The organism is Streptomyces sp. NPDC006552 (genome assembly GCF_040611655.1).
GTDB lineage: Bacteria > Actinomycetota > Actinomycetes > Streptomycetales > Streptomycetaceae > Streptomyces.
This window is the reverse complement of record NZ_JBEXOS010000014.1, coordinates 87764-105643: the sequence shown is the minus strand read 5'-3', so window position 1 is coordinate 105643 and position 17880 is coordinate 87764. Positions and strand designations below refer to the sequence as shown.

The 17880-nt window shown below is 70.8% G+C and carries 13 protein-coding genes; 10 read left to right on the top strand and 3 right to left on the bottom strand.

Features of this window, described 5'->3' with window-relative positions; all coding sequences use genetic code 11:
* Positions 1-7: 7 nt before the first annotated feature.
* The 8 genes from nuoH to recQ all read left to right on the top strand — a co-directional run bounded on the left by nuoH (position 8) and on the right by recQ (position 10663).
* Positions 8-1381 carry an NADH-quinone oxidoreductase subunit NuoH gene (gene nuoH / locus ABZY33_RS11705; protein WP_356491368.1) on the top strand — a complete coding sequence of 458 codons (1374 nt, stop codon included), beginning with the start codon at positions 8-10 and terminating at the stop codon, positions 1379-1381.
* Entirely contained in the window at positions 1374-2009 is a 636-nt protein-coding gene (gene nuoI, locus ABZY33_RS11700; RefSeq protein WP_356491340.1) for an NADH-quinone oxidoreductase subunit NuoI, read from the top strand. The genes nuoH and nuoI overlap by 8 nt, the downstream gene beginning before the upstream one ends.
* On the top strand, positions 2009-2896 hold the full coding sequence (locus ABZY33_RS11695; protein WP_356491339.1) for an NADH-quinone oxidoreductase subunit J: 888 nt from the start codon (positions 2009-2011) through the stop codon (positions 2894-2896). Before nuoI ends, ABZY33_RS11695 begins: the two co-directional genes overlap by 1 nt.
* On the top strand, positions 2893-3192 hold the full coding sequence (gene nuoK, locus ABZY33_RS11690) for an NADH-quinone oxidoreductase subunit NuoK (RefSeq protein ID WP_003974374.1): 300 nt from the start codon (positions 2893-2895) through the stop codon (positions 3190-3192). The genes ABZY33_RS11695 and nuoK overlap by 4 nt, the downstream gene beginning before the upstream one ends.
* A gap of 15 nt (positions 3193-3207) precedes the next feature.
* Positions 3208-5160: an NADH-quinone oxidoreductase subunit L gene (nuoL, locus tag ABZY33_RS11685; RefSeq protein WP_356491338.1), complete on the top strand. Its 1953-nt coding sequence runs from the start codon at positions 3208-3210 to the stop codon at positions 5158-5160.
* 5 nt (positions 5161-5165) lie between these two features.
* On the top strand, positions 5166-6740 hold the full coding sequence (locus tag ABZY33_RS11680) for an NADH-quinone oxidoreductase subunit M (protein ID WP_356491337.1): 1575 nt from the start codon (positions 5166-5168) through the stop codon (positions 6738-6740).
* The gene (nuoN, locus tag ABZY33_RS11675) at positions 6737-8386 is read left to right on the top strand and encodes an NADH-quinone oxidoreductase subunit NuoN (protein WP_356491336.1); all 1650 of its coding nucleotides are present in this window, start codon (positions 6737-6739) and stop codon (positions 8384-8386) included. Before ABZY33_RS11680 ends, nuoN begins: the two co-directional genes overlap by 4 nt.
* A gap of 177 nt (positions 8387-8563) precedes the next feature.
* Positions 8564-10663: a DNA helicase RecQ gene (recQ, locus tag ABZY33_RS11670; protein WP_356491335.1), complete on the top strand. Its 2100-nt coding sequence runs from the start codon at positions 8564-8566 to the stop codon at positions 10661-10663.
* 154 nt (positions 10664-10817) lie between these two features.
* Here recQ and fahA read toward each other — a convergent pair whose 3' ends face one another.
* On the bottom strand, positions 10818-12059 hold the full coding sequence (gene fahA / locus ABZY33_RS11665) for a fumarylacetoacetase (RefSeq protein ID WP_356491334.1): 1242 nt from the start codon (positions 12057-12059) through the stop codon (positions 10818-10820).
* Positions 12060-12243: 184 nt separating this feature from the next.
* On the opposite strand from fahA, the gene ABZY33_RS11660 reads away from it, so the two are divergent.
* Positions 12244-13047, top strand: coding sequence for an HAD family hydrolase (locus ABZY33_RS11660; RefSeq protein WP_356491333.1), 804 nt, complete (start codon positions 12244-12246; stop codon positions 13045-13047).
* Positions 13048-13067: 20 nt separating this feature from the next.
* On the opposite strand, the gene ABZY33_RS11655 is transcribed toward ABZY33_RS11660, so the two are convergent.
* Positions 13068-15074, bottom strand: coding sequence for a CocE/NonD family hydrolase (locus ABZY33_RS11655; RefSeq protein ID WP_356491332.1), 2007 nt, complete (start codon positions 15072-15074; stop codon positions 13068-13070).
* 28 nt (positions 15075-15102) lie between these two features.
* On the bottom strand, positions 15103-16605 hold the full coding sequence (locus ABZY33_RS11650; RefSeq protein ID WP_356491331.1) for a peptide MFS transporter: 1503 nt from the start codon (positions 16603-16605) through the stop codon (positions 15103-15105).
* A 215-nt stretch (positions 16606-16820) separates the two neighbouring features.
* Here ABZY33_RS11650 and ABZY33_RS11645 point away from each other — a divergent pair, with 215 nt between their 5' ends.
* Entirely contained in the window at positions 16821-17831 is a 1011-nt protein-coding gene (locus tag ABZY33_RS11645) for a polyprenyl synthetase family protein (RefSeq protein WP_356491330.1), read from the top strand.
* The last annotated feature ends 49 nt before the right edge of the window (positions 17832-17880 follow it).

Below are 17880 nucleotides of genomic sequence, written 5' to 3'. Positions count from 1 at the left end.
CACGGCACTGAGCCCGCTGGCCGCCGAGGACCTGTCGATGTTCGGCACGGACCCGTGGTGGCTGGTGGTCGTCAAGGCGGTGTTCTGCTTCGCCTTCCTGATGGTGACCGTGCTCTTCTCCATCGTGTGGGAGCGCAAGGTCGTCGCCTGGATGCAGCTGCGCATCGGCCCGAACCGGCACGGCCCCTGGGGCATGCTCCAGTCGCTCGCCGACGGCATCAAGCTGATGCTCAAGGAAGACCTGATCGTCAAGCGCGCGGACAAGGTGGTCTACATCCTCGCGCCGATCGTCGCCGCGATCCCCGCCTTCATGGCGATCGCCGTGATCCCGTTCGGCCCGGCGGGGGGCGAGGTCTCGATCTTCGGCCACCGTACGGCGATGCAGCTGACGGACCTGCCGATCGCGATGCTCTACATCCTCGCGGTGGCCTCCGTGGGCATCTACGGCATCGTCCTCGCCGGCTGGTCCTCCGGCTCCACGTACCCGCTCCTCGGCGGCCTGCGCTCCTGTGCGCAGATGATCTCCTACGAGATCGCGATGGGCGCCGCGTTCGCCTCGGTGTTCCTCTACTCCGGTTCGATGTCGACCTCGGAGATCGTCGCCCAGCAGCACGACCGCTGGTACATCGTGCTGCTGCCGGTCTCGTTCCTGATCTACATCGTGACGATGGTCGGGGAGACCAACCGCGCCCCGTTCGACATGCCGGAGTCCGAGGGCGACCTGGTCGGCGGCTTCAACACCGAGTACTCGTCCATCAAGTTCGCGATGTTCATGCTCGCCGAGTACGTGAACATGGTGACGGTCTCCGCGGTGTCCGTGACGCTCTTCCTGGGCGGCTGGCGCGCACCGTGGCCGGTCTCCACGTTCTGGGAGGGCGCCAACCACGGCTGGTGGCCGCTGCTCTGGTTCGTCGTCAAGGTCCAGCTGCTGCTGTTCTTCTTCATCTGGCTGCGCGGCACGCTTCCGCGAGTCCGCTACGACCAGCTGATGAAGCTCGGCTGGAAGGTGCTGATCCCGGTCTCCGTGGTGTGGCTGATGCTCGTCGCCACCGTGCGGACCCTGCACAACGAGAACTACGACTTCGCCGACATCGCGCTGTACATCGGCGGCGCCATCCTCGTGATCCTGCTGCTCTCGTTCGTCGTGGACATCTTCCGCGACCGCGGCGAGAAGCGGCGCTCCGAGACCGAGGAACCCGCCGCCTTCGACCCGATGGCGGGCGGATTCCCCGTGCCTCCGCTGCCCGGACAGACCCTGCCCCCGGTGCCGCGCCGACGCTCGCGCCAGGAGCGGGAGTTGATTGTCAGTGGCGGGCCCGATACTGCGAGTGACGAATCACTTGGCGGATCTCGTGACGGAAAGGAGGCGTCCGATGGCTGACGAGAAAGACACCAACCCGGGGTTCCAGAACCCCGTCGCCGGATTCGGCGTGACCTTCAAGGCCATGTTCAAGAAGCGGCTGACCGAGCAGTACCCGGAGCAGGAGAAGGTCACCGCTCCCCGCTTCCACGGCAGGCACCAGCTCAACCGCCATCCGGACGGCCTGGAGAAGTGCGTCGGCTGCGAGCTGTGCGCCTGGGCCTGCCCGGCGGACGCCATCTATGTGGAGGGCGCGGACAACACCGATGAGGAGCGCTACTCCCCGGGCGAGCGGTACGGCCGCGTCTACCAGATCAACTACGCCCGCTGCATCCTGTGCGGACTCTGCATCGAGGCGTGCCCCACCCGCGCGCTCACGATGACGAACGAGTTCGAGCTGGCCGACAGCAGCCGCGCCAACCTGATCTACACCAAGGAGCAGCTGCTCGCCGGGCTCGACGAGGGCATGGTCGAGTCCCCGCACTCGATCTTCCCCGGCATGGATGAGCAGGACTACTACCGCGGGCTGGTGACCGAGGCCGCGCCCGGTACCGAGCGCCAAGTGGCCCTCAGCAAGGGGGAGACGCCCCAGGAGGCCGCCTCGACCTTCGGTGACGGCGAGCCCGCGTCCGAGCAGGTGATCCGGTGATGTCGCAGCTCGCCACGGCGGCGACGCTCTCCGCCGGCGCCACCTCCACGGGCGAGGCCTTCCAGTTCTGGGTCCTCGGCACGGTCGCCGTCATCGGCGCCCTGTGCACGATCCTGATGCGCAAGGCCGTGCACAGCGCCCTCTGCCTGGCCGGGACCATGATCATCCTCGCGGTGTTCTACCTGGCCAACGGCGCGTACTTCCTGGGCATCGTGCAGATCGTCGTCTATACGGGCGCGATCATGATGCTCTTCCTCTTCGTCGTCATGCTCGTCGGCGTCACCGCCGCGGACTCCCTGACGGAGACCATCAAGGGGCAGCGCTGGCTGGCCGCCCTGTGCGGGCTCGGCTTCGGTGTCCTGCTGGTCGCGGGTATCGCGAACGCGGGGCTCTCGCAGTTCAACGGCCTGGGCGAGGCGAACGCGAACGGGAACGTGGAGGGCCTGGCCGCCCTCATCTTCACCAAGTACGTCTTCGCCTTCGAGATCACCGGCGCCCTGCTCATCACGGCGACCGTCGGCGCCATGGTGCTCACGCACCGCGAGCGCACCGAGCGCGCCAAGACCCAGCGCGAGCTGGCCGAGCAGCGCGTCCGTGAGGGCAAGCACCTGCCGCCGCTGCCCGCCCCCGGCGTCTACGCCCGGCACAACGCGGTGGACATCGCCGGCCTGCTGCCCGACGGCACGCCCTCGGAGCTGACCGTCATGGGGACGCTGCGCGAGCGCGGGCAGGTCCGGGACGTGTCCGCCGCGGCGCTGAGCGATCTCAAGGCGCTGGAGCAGCGTTCCGCCGAGCGTCTGGAGCGGACGGGGCGCACGGAGCGCACGGAGCGCACGGAGCGCACGGACCGCGACAGCGCGACGCAGGCCGAGGAGGCGTCCAAGTGAATCCCGTCAACTACCTCTATCTCGCCGCCCTGTTGTTCACGATCGGCGCCACCGGCGTGCTGATCAGGCGGAACGCGATCGTGGTGTTCATGTGCATCGAGCTGATGCTGAACGCGTGCAACCTCGCCTTCGTCGCGTTCTCCCGGATGCACGGCAATCTCGACGGCCAGATCATCGCGTTCTTCACGATGGTCGTCGCCGCCGCGGAGGTCGTGGTCGGGCTCGCGATCATCGTGTCGCTGTTCCGTTCCCGCCACTCGGCCTCGGTCGACGACGCCAGCCTGATGAAGCTGTAAGGGGCCGCGAACCACATGAATGCAGAGAACTTGATTGCGCTGCTGGTAGCGGCGCCCCTGCTGGGAGCGGCCGTCCTGCTGTGCGGCGGGCGGGCGCTCGACCGGGTGGGCCATCTGCTCGGCACGCTCCTCGCGGCCGTCTCCTTCGTGATCGCCGCCGTGCTCTTCACGGACATGCTCGGCAAGGGATCCGAGGACCGCACGTTCAGCCAGCACCTGTTCAGCTGGATCCCCGTCGAGGGCTTCCAGGCGGACGTCGCCTTCCAGCTGGACCAGCTGTCGATGACGTTCGTCCTGCTGATCTCCGGTGTCGGCACCCTGATCCACCTGTACTCGATCGGCTACATGGAGCACGACGAGCGGCGCCGCCGCTTCTTCGGCTACCTGAACCTGTTCGTCGCCGCGATGCTCCTGCTGGTCATCGCCGACAACTACCTGCTGCTGTACGTCGGGTGGGAGGGCGTCGGCCTCGCCTCGTACCTGCTCATCGGCTTCTGGCAGCACAAGCCGAGCGCGGCCACCGCGGCGAAGAAGGCGTTCCTGGTCAACCGGGTCGGCGACATGGGCCTGTCGATCGCCATCATGCTGATGTTCACCACGTTCGGGACGTTCGCCTTCAAGCCGGTGCTCGACAGCGCCGGTGACACGGGCGAGGGCAAGCTCACCGCGATCGGCCTGATGCTGCTGCTCGCCGCGTGCGGCAAGTCGGCGCAGGTCCCGCTCCAGTCCTGGCTCGGGGACGCGATGGAGGGCCCGACCCCGGTCTCGGCCCTCATCCACGCCGCGACCATGGTGACCGCCGGCGTCTACCTCATCGTCCGCTCCGGGGCGATCTTCAACGCGGCGCCGGACGCGCAGCTCGTCGTCACCATCGTCGGCGCGGTCACGCTGCTGTTCGGTGCGATCGTCGGTTGCGCGAAGGACGACATCAAGAAGGCCCTCGCGGGCTCGACGATGTCGCAGATCGGCTACATGGTGCTCGCCGCGGGGCTCGGCCCCATCGGCTACGTCTTCGCGATCATGCACCTGGTGACGCACGGCTTCTTCAAGGCCGGGCTCTTCCTCGGCGCCGGTTCGGTCATGCACGGCATGAACGACGAGGTCGACATGAGGAAGTACGGGGGCCTCAGGAAGTACATGCCGGTCACCTTCGTGACGTTCGGCCTCGGATACCTCGCCATCATCGGCTTCCCGGGCCTGTCGGGCTTCTTCTCCAAGGACAAGATCATCGAGGCGGCGTTCGCCAAGGGCGGCACGGAAGGCTGGATCCTCGGCACCGTCGCCCTCCTCGGCGCCGCGATCACCGCGTTCTACATGACCCGCGTGATGATCATGACGTTCTTCGGGGAGGAGCGCTGGAAGAACCGGGCGACCGCCTCGCCGGACCAGCCCGGCGCGGAGCCCGCCGCCGAGACGCGCGGCGCCCACGACGAGCCGCACCCGCACGAGTCGCCGTCGTCCATGACGGTCCCGATGATCGTGCTCGCCGTCGGCTCGGTCTTCGCCGGTGGCTTCTTCTCCATCGGCGACCGCTTCCTGAACTGGCTGGAGCCGGTCACCGGGCACAGCCACGGCCACGCGCCCATCAGTGCCGGTGTCGTCACCGGCGCCACCATGGTCTGCCTGGTCATCGGGGTCGGGCTCGCCTGGCTCCAGTACGGGCGCCGGGCGGTGCCGGCCGTCGCCCCGCGCGGCTCGCTGCTCACCCGCGCCGCCCGCCGCGACCTGCTCCAGGACGACTTCAACCACGTCGTCCTGGTCCGCGGCGGCGAGCACCTCACCCGCTCGCTGGTCTACGTCGACCACACCCTGGTCGACGGGGTGGTCAACGGGACGGCGGCGTCGATGGGCGGCCTCTCCGGCCGGCTGCGCAAGCTCCAGAACGGCTACGTGCGCTCGTACGCCGTCTCGATGTTCGGCGGTGCGGCACTCATCGTCGCCGTGACCCTGCTGATGAGGGCGGTCTGATACCGATGTCCTTTCCTCTGCTGACAGCGACGGCGGTGCTCCCGGCCGTGGGGGCGATCGCCACGGCCGCCGTACCGGCGAAACAACGCACCGCGGCCAAATGGCTCGCGCTCCTGGTCTCGGCCGGGACGCTGGTGCTCGCGGCGCTGGTCGCGATCCGCTTCGACCCGGACGGCGGCCGCTACCAGCTCACCGAGTCCCACGCCTGGATCGCGGACTTCGGGGTCCGCTACGAGCTGGGCGTGGACGGCATCGGGGTGGCGCTGGTCGCGCTGACCGCGCTGCTGATGCCGTTCATCATCCTCGCCGGATGGCACGACGCGGATCCGCAGGAGACCGGAAACAGCAGGTGGCGGCCGACGCAGGGCTTCTTCGCCCTGATCCTGCTGGTCGAGGCGATGGTGATCATCTCCTTCGAGGCCACCGACGTCTTCGTCTTCTACATCTTCTTCGAAGCCATGCTCATCCCGATGTACTTCCTCATCGGCGGCTTCGGGGACCGGGCCCACGCGGGCACCGAGGAGAACGCGGCGGCGCAGCGCTCGTACGCCGCCGTCAAGTTCCTCCTCTACAACCTCGTCGGCGGCCTCGTCATGCTGGCGGCCGTCATCGGTCTCTACGTGGTGGCGGGGAACTTCTCGCTCCAGGGGATCGCCGAGGCGCGGGCCAACGGGTCGCTCTCCATGGCGACCAGCACCGAGCGCTGGCTCTTCCTCGGCTTCTTCTTCGCCTTCGCGGTGAAGGCCCCGCTGTGGCCGCTGCACACCTGGCTGCCGAACGCGATGGGCGAGGCCACGGCCCCGGTCGCCGTCCTGATCACCGCGGTGGTCGACAAGGTCGGCACGTTCGCGATGCTCCGCTTCTGCCTCCAGCTGTTCCCGGAGGCCAGCAAGTGGGCGACACCGGTCATCCTGGTGCTCGCCCTGATCAGCATCGTCTACGGCGCCCTGCTCGCGGTGGGCCAGCGCGACATCAAGCGCCTGGTGGCGTACGCGTCGATCTCCCACTTCGGCTTCATCATCCTGGGCATCTTCGCGATGACCAGCCAGGGCCAGTCCGGCGCGACGCTCTACATGGTCAACCACGGCATCTCGACGGCCGCGCTGATGCTGGTCGCCGGGTTCCTGATCTCGCGGCGCGGTTCGCGGCTCATCGCGGACTACGGGGGCGTGCAGAAGGTCGCCCCGGTGCTCGCCGGCACGTTCCTGATCGGCGGCCTCGCGACGCTCTCGCTGCCGGGGCTCGCCCCGTTCGTGAGTGAGTTCCTGGTCCTGGTCGGCACGTTCTCGCGCTACCCGGTGATCGGCATCATCGCCACCGTCGGCATCGTCCTCGCCGCGCTCTACACGCTGGTCCTCTACCAGCGCACCATGACCGGCCCGGTGAAGCCCTCGACCGAGGGGATCACCGATCTGCGGGTGCGCGAGCTGGCGGTGGTGGTCCCGCTGATCGCCGTACTGATCTTCCTGGGTGTGTACCCGAAGCCGCTCACCGAACTGGTGAACCCGGCGGTCAAGCACACCATGTCCGACGTCCAGAAGAAGGACCCGAAGCCGGAAGTGGAGGCGGCCCACAAGTGAGCGCTTCAGCCGTCCACAGCCTGTGGACAACCGCCGCCGACCCGATCTCCAAGATCGACGCGCCGAAGATCGAGTACGGGCAATTGTCCCCGACCTTGATCGTCATCGGTGCCGCCGTCCTGGGGGTCCTGGTCGAGGCCTTCGTGCCCCGCAAGTCCCGCTACTACGTACAGGTGTTCCTCTCGGTCGTCGCGCTCGCCGCCGCCTTCGCCGCGGTCGTCGGGCTCGCGGCCGGCGGATACGGCACCACGAAGGCGCACATCGCGGCCATGGGGGCGATCGCCGTCGACGGCCCCGCCCTCTTCCTGCAAGGCACCATCCTGCTGGCCGGGCTCGTCGCGGTCTTCACCTTCGCGGAGCGCCGGCTCGACCCGGAGGCGCACGGCAACCGCGTCGACTCGTTCGCCGCGCAGGCCGCGTCCGTGCCGGGCAGCGACAGCGAGCAGGCCGCCGTCAAGGCCGGGTTCACCACCACCGAGGTGTTCCCGCTCGTGCTCTTCGCGATCGGCGGCATGCTGGTCTTCCCCGCGGCGAACGACCTGCTGACGCTCTTCGTCGCCCTGGAGGTCTTCTCCCTCCCGCTCTACCTGCTGTGCGCCGTGGCCCGCCGCAAGCGGCTCATGTCGCAGGAGGCCGCGGTCAAGTACTTCCTGCTCGGCGCCTTCGCCTCGGCCTTCACCCTGTTCGGCATCGCCCTCCTGTACGGCTACGCGGGCTCGGTCTCGTACGCCACCATCGCGAGCGTCGCCGACGGCTCGGTGCAGAACATCGACCCGGCCCTCGCCGACACCATGGGCAACGACGCGCTGCTGCTCATCGGCATGGCCCTCGTCGTGATGGGGCTGCTGTTCAAGGTGGGTGCCGTCCCGTTCCACATGTGGACCCCGGACGTCTACCAGGGCGCCCCGACGCCGGTCACCGGCTTCATGGCGGCGGCCACCAAGGTCGCCGCGTTCGGCGCGCTGCTGCGGCTGCTCTACGTCGTCCTGCCCGGCCTGCGCTGGGACTGGCGGCCGGTCATGTGGGCCGTCGCCATCGTCACGATGCTCGCGGGCGCGATCGTCGCCATCACGCAGACCGACATCAAGCGGCTCCTCGCGTACTCCTCGATCGCGCACGCCGGCTTCATCCTGGCCGGTGTCATCGCCACCAGCCCGGACGGCGTCTCCTCGGTCCTCTTCTACCTGGGCGCGTACTCCTTCGTCACGATCGGCGCCTTCGCCGTGGTGACGCTGGTGCGCGACGCGGGCGGCGAGGCGACGCACCTGTCGAAGTGGGCGGGGCTCGGCCGGCGCTCGCCGCTGGTGGCCGCGGTCTTCGCGATCTTCCTGCTGGCCTTCGCCGGGATCCCGCTGACCTCCGGGTTCGCGGGGAAGTTCGCGGTCTTCAAGGCGGCGGCCGAAGGCGGCGCGGGCGCGCTCGTCGTGGTCGGTGTGATCTCGTCGGCGATCGCCGCGTTCTTCTACATCCGCGTGATCGTGCTCATGTTCTTCAGCGAGCCGCAGGCGGACGGGCCGACCGTCGCCGTGCCGTCACCGCTGACCATGACGACGATCGCGGCCGGGGTGGCGGTCACGGTCGTGCTCGGCGTCGCGCCGCAGTACTTCCTGGACCTGGCGAGCCAGGCGGGCGTCTTCGTGCGGTAGCCGGTGACTACCGCCCGATCGACGAGAGGCCCGGTCCCCGCGCGGGACCGGGCTTTTCGCCGTCCGCGCGCCCCCAGCCTGTGGATAACTTCGTGGGCTGTCGGTGCGGACCCCTATCGTTGCGGGAGACGTCGGGTCGCGACGCGTGGGGGACAGGCGAGGAATGGGACTGAGGGTATGAGCGAGGTGACGGAGCGCGAGGGCGTCGAGCGCGCCGACGGCAGCGAGGGCGTCGAGGGCGCGGCCGGCGGCGCCGGTGGCATCCGCAGCGAGGCGCTGGACACGCTGCACCGCGTCTTCGGGTACGACGCCTTCCGCGGCGAGCAGGAAGCGGTCATCGACCACGTGGTGAGCGGCGGGGACGCCGTCGTCCTCATGCCGACCGGCGGCGGCAAGTCGCTCTGCTACCAGATCCCGGCCCTCGTCCGGCCCGGCACCGGGGTCGTCGTTTCGCCGCTGATCGCGCTGATGCAGGACCAGGTGGACGCGTTGCGGGCGGCCGGCGTGCGCGCGGGGTTCATGAACTCGACGCAGGACTTCGAGGAGCGGCGCGTCGTCGAGGCGGAGTTCCTCGCGGGCGAGCTTGACCTGCTGTACCTGGCGCCCGAGCGGCTGCGGCTCGACGCCACGCTCGGCCTGCTCTCCCGGGGGAAGATCTCCGTCTTCGCCATCGACGAGGCGCACTGCGTCGCCCAGTGGGGCCACGACTTCCGCCCGGACTATCTGGCCCTGGAGGTGCTCGGGCAGCGCTGGCCGGACGTGCCGCGGATCGCCCTGACCGCGACGGCGACCCACGCCACGCACCAGGAGATCACCCAGCGCCTGGGCATGCCGGACGCCAAGCACTTCGTCGCAAGCTTCGACCGGCCCAACATCCAGTACCGGATCGTCGGCAAGTCGGACCCGAAGAAGCAGCTGCTCACCTTCCTCAAGCAGGAGCACGAGGGCGACGCGGGCATCGTGTACTGCCTGTCGCGCAAGTCGGTCGAGGCGACCGCGGAGTTCCTCTGCCGGAACGGGATCACCGCGGTGCCCTACCACGCGGGTCTCGACGCGGGCACGCGCGCGAGGCACCAGTCCCGCTTCCTGCGCGAAGAGGGCCTGGTGGTCTGCGCGACCATCGCGTTCGGCATGGGCATCGACAAGCCGGACGTCCGCTTCGTCGCCCACCTGGACCTGCCGAAGTCCGTCGAGGGGTACTACCAGGAGACCGGGCGCGCCGGGCGCGACGGGCTGCCGTCGACGGCCTGGATGGCGTACGGCCTCCAGGACGTCGTCCAGCAGCGCAAGATGATCAATATGGGGGAGGGCGGCGAGGCCTTCCGGCGCCGGGCCTCGGCCCATCTCGACTCGATGCTGGCGCTGTGCGAGACGGCGCGGTGCCGGCGCACCCAGCTCCTGACGTACTTCGGCCAGGAGGCGCCCGCGGCCTGCGGCAACTGCGACACATGCCTGACCCCGCCGGAGACCTGGGACGGTACGGTCGCCGCGCAGAAGATCCTCTCCACGGTGGTGCGGTTGCAGCGGGAGCGCGGGCAGAAGTTCGGCGCGGGCCAGATCATCGACATCCTGCGGGGCAAGCGCACGGCCAAGATCCTCCAGTTCGACCACGACCAGCTCTCCGTCTTCGGCATCGGTGAGGAGCTGGCCGAGGACGAATGGCGGGGCGTGGTGCGGCAGTTGCTGGCGCAGTCGCTCATCGCGGTGGAGGGCGAGTACGGGACGCTGGTGCTGACCGAGGAGAGCGGGAGCGTGCTCGGGGGGCAGCGGGAGGTGCGGCTGCGCAAGGAAGCCCCGAAGGCGGTGACGCGGACCCCCGCGCGGGAGCGCCGGGCCAAGTCGCCCGCGGCCGACCTCCCGGAGGAGCTGCTGCCCGTCTTCGAGGCGCTGCGGTCCTGGCGCGGCGCGCAGGCGAAGGAGAACGGGGTCCCGGCGTACGTCATCTTCCACGACGCGACCCTGAAGGAGATCGCCACGCTGCGGCCCACGTCCCTCGCGCAGTTGGGCACCATCGGCGGGGTCGGGGAGAAGAAGCTGGCCACGTGGGGCGAGGGCGTGCTCTCTGCGCTGGCCGCGTTTGACGGCGTCGCGGCTGAGCCCGGGTCCGGCTCCCCGTCCGGGTCCGGCTCCCACTCCGGGTCCGGTGTGCCGGCCCAGGCCCAGGCCCAGGCCCAGGCCCAGGCGCCGGCGCCGGCCCGGACCGCGGCGGCCGAGGCGGAGCCGGACTTCGGGCCCGAGCCGGACTTCGGGCCCGAGCCCGAGGAGATCGACTGGTGACAGTGGCTCCGGCCGGGTGAGCGGTGAGGTCGGTGCCGGGGCAGGGGAGCGGGGTCGTGCGCGGCCCCGGTCGCCCCGGCCGCCCGGACCGGGCCTGTCCGTCAGCCGCCCTCGCGCCGTTCCCCGCGCCCCTGGCGGGGCTCTCGGAACCCGCCTACGAAGAGGGCGCGGGCGCGATGGTGCCCGTCACCTCGCCGAGGCCCACCCGTGTGCCGTGCGGGCCCGGGGCCCAGGCCGTGAGGGTGACCACGTCGCCGTCCTCCAGGAAGCCCCTTGTGCCGTCGGGGAGTTCGAGGGGGCGTTGGCCGTTCCAGGTCATCTCGATGAGGGAGCCGCGCTCGTTCTCCTCGGTGCCGCTGATGGTGCCGGAGCCGTAGAGGTCGCCGGTGCGCAGGCAGGCACCGTTGACCGTCATGTGGGCCAGCATCTGCGCGCCGGTCCAGTACATGCCGGAGAAGGGGGGCTCGGAGATGACGTGGCCGTTGAGGGAGACGGTGATGCGCAGGTCGTACCCGGCGGGGTCGAGGGCCGGGTCGCTGTCGTCCAGGTACGGCAGGAGCGGGACCGTGCGCTCCGGAGCGGGCACGCGGGCCGCGTCCAGGGCGTCGAGCGGCGTGACCCAGGCGGAGACCGACGTGGCGAAGGACTTGCCCAGGTGCGGGCCGAGCGGGACCGTCTCCCAGGACTGGATGTCACGCGCCGACCAGTCGTTGAGGAGGCAGAGCCCGAAGACGTGGTCGCGGTAGGAGGAGAGCGGCACGGCGGTGCCCTGCGCGGAGGGCGTCCCGACCACGTAGCCGACCTCCGTCTCGATGTCGAGGCGGACCGAGGGACCGAAGACGGGCGCCGGGTCGGCGGGGCCCTTGCGCTGGCCGCGGGGGCGCACCACGTCGGTCCCGGAGACGACGACGGTGCCCGCCCGGCCGTGGTAACCCACCGGAAGGTGCTTCCAGTTGGGCTTCAGCGGCTCCTCGTCGGGGCGGAAGAGGCGGCCCAGGTTCGAGGCGTGGTTCTCGGAGGCGTAGAAGTCCACGTAGTCCGCGACCTCGAAGGGGAGGTGCAGCGTGACCGCGGCGAGCGGGCGCAGGAAGGGCAGGACGCTCTCGCGGTGGGCGGGGACCGTCACCCACGCGGTCAGCGCGCGGCGCACGTCGGACCAGGCCGTGCGGCCCGCCGCCAGCAGGGGGCCGAGGCTCGGCCGTGCCAGGAGCGAGACGTAGGGGGAGCCGAGCGCGGCGGCCGCCGCGCCCGCGTCCAGGACGTGGTCGCCGAGGCGGACACCGACCCGGCGTTCGCCGTCGGCTCCCTCGGAGAAGACCCCGTAGGGAAGGTTGTGCGGGCCGAAGGGGTCGCCCTCGGGGAGGTCGAGCGGGGTGTGCTCGGACGTGCCAGCCATGCCTACCTGCCTCACTGTTCATCGACTGGCGCTCACGTTACGGGGGAGACGTGAGTTCGGGCAGGGGCCGAAGAGGTCCCAAGGCGCGGGCCCGGCAGGGCCGTCCACACCCCCATACCACACCCGCACCACAAGGCCGGTAGTCGTGGGCCCCCGGGGGCGGCCGGTCCGTATTCTTCGGATCATGCCCGCACCCGCATATGCCCTCATCGCCACCGACCTGGACGGAACGCTGCTGCGCGACGACGACACCGTCTCCGACCGCACCCGGGCCGCGCTCGCGACCGCCGCCCGGGCGGGGGCCCGGCACATCGTGGTGACGGGCCGGCCCGCGCCCCGGGTCAGGCCGCTCCTGGACGGTCTCGCCGGGACGGGGCTCGCCGTGTGCGCGCAGGGGGCGCAGCTGTACGACGCCGCGCGGGACCGGCTGGTGTGGTCGCTCACGCTCGACCGGGAGCTGGCCGAGCAGGCGCTCGGCAAGATCGAGGCGGAGGTCGGGCAGGTCCACGCGGCCGTCGACCAGGACGGTGTCGACGGCCTCACGCTCATCGAACCGCAGTACCTGATGCCGCACCCCACGCTCCCGGCCGTGCGGGTGCACCGCCGCGCCGACCTGTGGGCGGCCCCCATCAGCAAGGTGCTGCTGCGCCACGACGCGCTGAGCGACGACGAGCTGGCGTCCGTGGCCCGCGCCGCGGTCGGCCCGCTCGCCTCCGTCACCATGTCGGGCCCCGGCACCGTCGAACTCCAGCCGCACGGCGTGACGAAGGCGACGGGGCTGAGCCTGGCCGCCCGGCGCCTGTCCGCGGGCCCCGGGTCCACCCTCGCCTTCGGTGACATGCCGAACGACATCCCGATGTTCGGCTGGGCGGCGCGCGGCGTGGCCATGGCCAACGCCCACCCCGAACTGAAGGCGGTGGCCGACGAGGTGACCACGACGAACGAGGAGGACGGCGTGGCCCAGGTGCTGGAACGGCTGTTCGGCTAGCACGCCCGGCCGCCCGCCGCTCACCCGGCCGTGCGCGGGATCCGTTCCTCCCACGTCCGGTGGAACACCACCTCGTCCCCGTCCCGGCACACGACCTCACTCGACGTGACGAAATGGGTCTGCGTGCAGGTGATCTCGGAGCGGGTCTGCACCCGCGCGTCCCACCCGCGTTCGGGCCGGTGCAGCCGGATCGTCCAGTCGGAGCGGGTGCGGGCGGAGAGCGGGTCGTCCTCCTGGATCACGTACGTCTCCACGGCGTCCTCGGTGAACTCCAGGCCGTCCGGGTAGACGCGCGTGCCGCCGTAGCGGGGGTCGACTTCCAGCCGCCACTCGCCCTTGGCCACATCGCGCACGACGAGCCGCTCGGGGCGCGGCTCGTCCAGGGAGGCCGGGTACACGACCCCGAGCGGCTCGGACTGCTCGGGCTCGCCGAAGGAGACGGCGGGGCCCAGGTCGCCGGAGCGCACGGGCAGTTGGAGCGCGCTGCCGACCGGGTTCAGGGTGAACCCGGCCTCCGAGCCGGGCTGCGGCCAGATCCAGGGCCAGTACGCCGAGGAGACGGCGAGCCGGATGCGGTGGCCGGCGGGGAAGGTGTGGCCGATGCCGTTCAGCTGGAAGGTGACGTCCTCGGAGGTGCCGGGCAGCCAGGGCACGGACGCGGCCCGGCCGTGGCGCGCCCCGAGATTGAGGACCCCGCGGGTGACCAGCGTGGAGGAGCCGTCCGGTGCGATGTCGCACAGCCGCGCCACGACCTGGCCGCGCGGCACCTGGCAGGTGAGCCGCAGGGTCACCTCGGGGCGGCCGAGGACCCGTACGTCCTGCGGGACCTCGAACTCGAAGCAGGCCGACTTCGCGTCCTCGTCCCGCTGGTCGGGCGGCAGGTCCGCGTCGTTGCCGAACGGGAAGAAGCGGCCGGCGTCCAGGCCCGTCTGCTGCGGGGAGCGGACCAGGACCGGGGTGCCCTGGAGCGCGTAGGACAGGGGGGTGACGTTCGGGGACGGCCAGGACGGGTCGCCGACCCAGCGGCCCGGCAGCTCCTCGTAGAGCGTGGCCGGCGGGTGCGTGTCGCTGATCCACGAGCGGAGCTTGGGCTCGGCCATCACGTCCGTGGGGTCGTCGTCCTTGAGCCAGTGGTCCCACCAGCGCAGCGTCTCCTGGAGGAAGCCGATCGCCGGGCCCGGCGGCAGGCCGCGGTCCGGGTACTGGTGCGACCAGGGGCCGATGATGCCGCGCACCTGCTCGTCGGGGAGGGCCTCGACGAGACGGAGCACGGTGTCGCGGTAGGGGTCGTGCCAGCCGCCCACCGCGAGGACGCCGGCCTTGATGGCGGAGTAGTCCTCGCAGACGCTGCCGTGGCGCCAGTAGGCGTCGCGGGTCTGGTGGCCCAGCCAGGTGTGGATGAACGGTTCGACGCCCTCCAGCCGGTCGGTCCACATGGTGCGCCAGCGGTCGCCGACGAACTCCGGGTCCGGCGGCCGCGCGACGAACGCCAGCATCGTCGCCGCCCACGCGTGCATGTCCACCGCGAGGACGGAACCTCCCATGTAGTGCACGTCGTTGTCATAGCGGTCGTCCGCGGAGCAGACCGTGACGACGGCCTTGAGCGGCTCGGGGGCGAGGGCCGCGATCTGCAGCGAGTTGAAGCCGCCCCAGGAGATGCCGAACATGCCGACCTTCCCGTTCGACCAGGGCTGTCCCGCCAGCCAGTGGACGACCTCGACGCCGTCGCCGAGTTCCCGCTCGTCGTACTCGTCGCCCGGCATGCCCTCGGAGTTGCCGTGGCCGCGCACGTCGACGCGGACGGAGGCGTAGCCGTGCCCCGCGTACCAGGGGTGGCGCTGGAAGTCGCGGGGCGCCGTCCAGTCGGAGAGCCGGTAGGGGAGGTATTCCAGGAGGACCGGGACCGGTTCGTCGGTGACGGGACGCCAGATCCGCGCGAAGAGAGTCGTGCCGTCGGAGAGGGGTACGCGGATGTCCTCGCGCGTGGTCCCGTACGGGAATGTCGTCCGGATCTTCGGAGTGCTCATGGCAGAACCTCGATGGCGTCGGTGGCCTTCAGTGAACGGGGTGCATGGTGCGGCGCAGCCACGGCGCCAGGGCGATGACGGCGGCTCCGACGGCGACGGCGACGGCACCGTTGACGCCGAAGTAGGCGGGGTCGGAGACCCGGCCGTAGAGCTTCACGGTCTGGGCCTGGATGCCGTTGGCGAGGGCGAGCGAGAGGAACCAGAGCGACATGGTCTGGCTGGCGAAGGCCCGCGGGGCGAGCTTCGTCGTCGCGGACATGCCCGAGGTCTCCACGAGGATGTCGCCGAGGCCGAGCAGCAGGTAGGAGCCGACGATCCACCAGACGGCCATCGTGTACGAGGCGCCGCCGTGGCCGGACGTCGGCAGGACCATCAGCAGGAACGACAGGCCGCCCAGGATCACACCGAAGGCGATCTTGTTCGACGCGTGCGGCTGGCGGTGGCCCATCCGGGCCCAGACGGCCGCCACGACGGGCGCCAGGGCGACCTCGAAGGCGCCGAGCGCGGAGGCGTACCAGCCGGCCGGGAAGTGGAAGCCGAAGATGGTCGTCTCGGCGTTCGACGAGGCCAGCAGGATCATCGTCGAGTACGCCTGGAAGAGGATGAAGTTGAAGGCGACCGACGCGACGAACAGGACCAGGTAGGGGCGCAGCCGCCCGCGCTCCTCGGCGGTGACGCGCGGACTGCGGAACATCACCGTGAAGTAGACCAGCGGCGCGATCACCGAGATGACCGTGAGGCAGTCGACGAAGCGGTCCATGGTGAGCCAGCCGGCCAGCGAGAGCAGGACCGCGAGCGCGGCCACCACGACGGCGCCCGCGGCGATCAGCCACAGCGCGCGGCGCATCCCCGCGGGCGCCAGCGCGTACTCGGCGGCGTGCTTGCGCCCGGCCAGGTGACGCCGCCCGGCGACGTACTGGATCAGGCCGAGGGTCATCCCGACGGCGGCGGCCGAGAAGCCCCAGTGCCAGCCCTTGTGGTCGCCGAGCCAGCCGGTGATCAGCGGGCCGGCGAAGGCGCCGATGTTGATGCCCATGTAGTACAGCGCGAAGCCGGCGTCGCGGCGCTCGTCGTCGGTGCGGTAGAGCTTGCCGACCATGGAGGCGACGTTCGGCTTGAGCAGCCCGGTGCCGGCGCTGATCAGGCCGAGGCCGACCCAGGTCATCGTCGGGGTGGGCACGGCCATCGAGTAGTGGCCGCAGGCGATGAGGACGCCGCCCCACAGCACGGCGCGGTACGAGCCGAGGATGCGGTCGGCGAGCCAGCCGCCGCCGACGGAGACCAGGTAGACGAGGGTGCCGTACGCCGCCGAGACCGAGGCGGCGGTGCCGGCGGCCATGCCCATGCCGCCGTGGGCGACGGTGTCGGCGAAGAACAGCACGAGGATGGCCTGCATGCCGAGGAACGAGAAGCGTTCCCAGACCTCCAGGCCCGACAGCACGAGCAGGCCGCGCGGCTGCCCGAAGAAGGCGGTGTCGTCGCCCGGTGGCGGCTCGGTCGCGGGGCCGGTGGGGACAGTGGTGCGGGACAAAGTGCGTACTCCCGGTCGTATGGGCTGATCAAGAACATACCGGGGGTGCCCGCGGGCCGCCCGGTCCGGGTTGTCCGGGCAGGCGCCCCCTGTGATCGAAACGGGACCGGATACGCTGACTTGAGTGATGGCAGCGACACATCGACAAACCGTGTCATCGAACGAATGATCGACCGAGTTCGCCATGTGATCGTCAGCAGACAGGAGAACCTCTCGTGACCGTCGTCGGGACTTTCGGTCTTAGCGTGCGGGACCAGGCCCTCGAAGCCGATGTCCAGGCAAGCCTGACGGCCGTCGAGGAGGGGCTGCTCGAAGCGACCAAGAGCGAGGTCCCCTTCATCACGGAGGCCGCCCAGCACCTGGTGCGGGCCGGCGGCAAGCGGTTCCGGCCGCTGCTGGTGACCCTCGCCGCCCAGTTCGGCGACCCGTACGCGCCGGGCATCGTGCCCTCCGCCGTCGTCGTCGAGCTGACCCACCTCGCCACGCTGTACCACGACGACGTGATGGACGAGGCCGACGTGCGCCGGGGCGTGCCCAGCGCCAACCAGCGCTGGGACAACTCGGTCGCGGTGCTGACCGGGGACTTCCTCTTCGCCCGCGCCTCGCACATCCTCGCCGACCTCGGGCCGGACGCGGTCCGCATCCAGGCCGAGGCGTTCGAGCGTCTGGTCACCGGCCAGATCCTGGAGACCGCGGGCCCGGCCGACGGCCGCGACCCGGTCGACCACTACCTGGACGTGCTCAGCGGCAAGACCGGCTCCCTCATCGCGGTGGCCTGCCGCTTCGGCGCGATGATGTCCGGCGCGGACGAGAGCGTCGTGGACGTGCTCACCCAGTACGGGGAGCGGCTCGGCGTCGCCTTCCAGCTCGCTGACGACGTGCTCGACATCGCCTCGGACTCGCACGAGTCCGGCAAGACCCCCGGCACCGACCTGCGCGAGGGCATCCCCACCCTGCCGGTCCTGCGGCTGCGCGAGCGCGCGGGGCTGCTCGGGCTGCCCGAGGACCGGGCGCTGGTGGAGCTGCTCGACTCCGACCTCGCCGACGACGCCCGGCTGGCCGAGGCGATCGCCCGGCTGCGCGTCCACCCCGCCCTGGAACAGGCCCGCCGCGACACCGTGCGGTACGCGGAGGAGGCCCGCGCGGCGCTCGCCCCGCTCCCGGAGTGCGAGGCGAAGGCGGCGCTGGTGGAGCTCTGCGACGCGGTGGTGCACCGGGCGGGCTGACCGCCCGGCGCCCCGGTGAGCGGCGTGGTCCCCGACAGACACCCCTTAG

Bases quoted from the DNA above. Each gene is read 5' to 3' on its own strand.
- ABZY33_RS11680 (WP_356491337.1), top strand. From the start codon at position 5,166: ATGTCCTTTCCTCTGCTGACAGCGACGGCGGTGCTCCCGGCCGTGGGG.
- ABZY33_RS11655 (WP_356491332.1), bottom strand. From the start codon at position 15,074: ATGAGCACTCCGAAGATCCGGACGACATTCCCGTACGGGACCACGCGC.
- ABZY33_RS11660 (WP_356491333.1), top strand. From the start codon at position 12,244: ATGCCCGCACCCGCATATGCCCTCATCGCCACCGACCTGGACGGAACG.
- nuoI (WP_356491340.1), top strand. From the start codon at position 1,374: ATGGCTGACGAGAAAGACACCAACCCGGGGTTCCAGAACCCCGTCGCC.
- fahA (WP_356491334.1), bottom strand. From the start codon at position 12,059: ATGGCTGGCACGTCCGAGCACACCCCGCTCGACCTCCCCGAGGGCGAC.
- nuoL (WP_356491338.1), top strand. From the start codon at position 3,208: ATGAATGCAGAGAACTTGATTGCGCTGCTGGTAGCGGCGCCCCTGCTG.
- recQ (WP_356491335.1), top strand. From the start codon at position 8,564: ATGAGCGAGGTGACGGAGCGCGAGGGCGTCGAGCGCGCCGACGGCAGC.
- ABZY33_RS11695 (WP_356491339.1), top strand. From the start codon at position 2,009: ATGTCGCAGCTCGCCACGGCGGCGACGCTCTCCGCCGGCGCCACCTCC.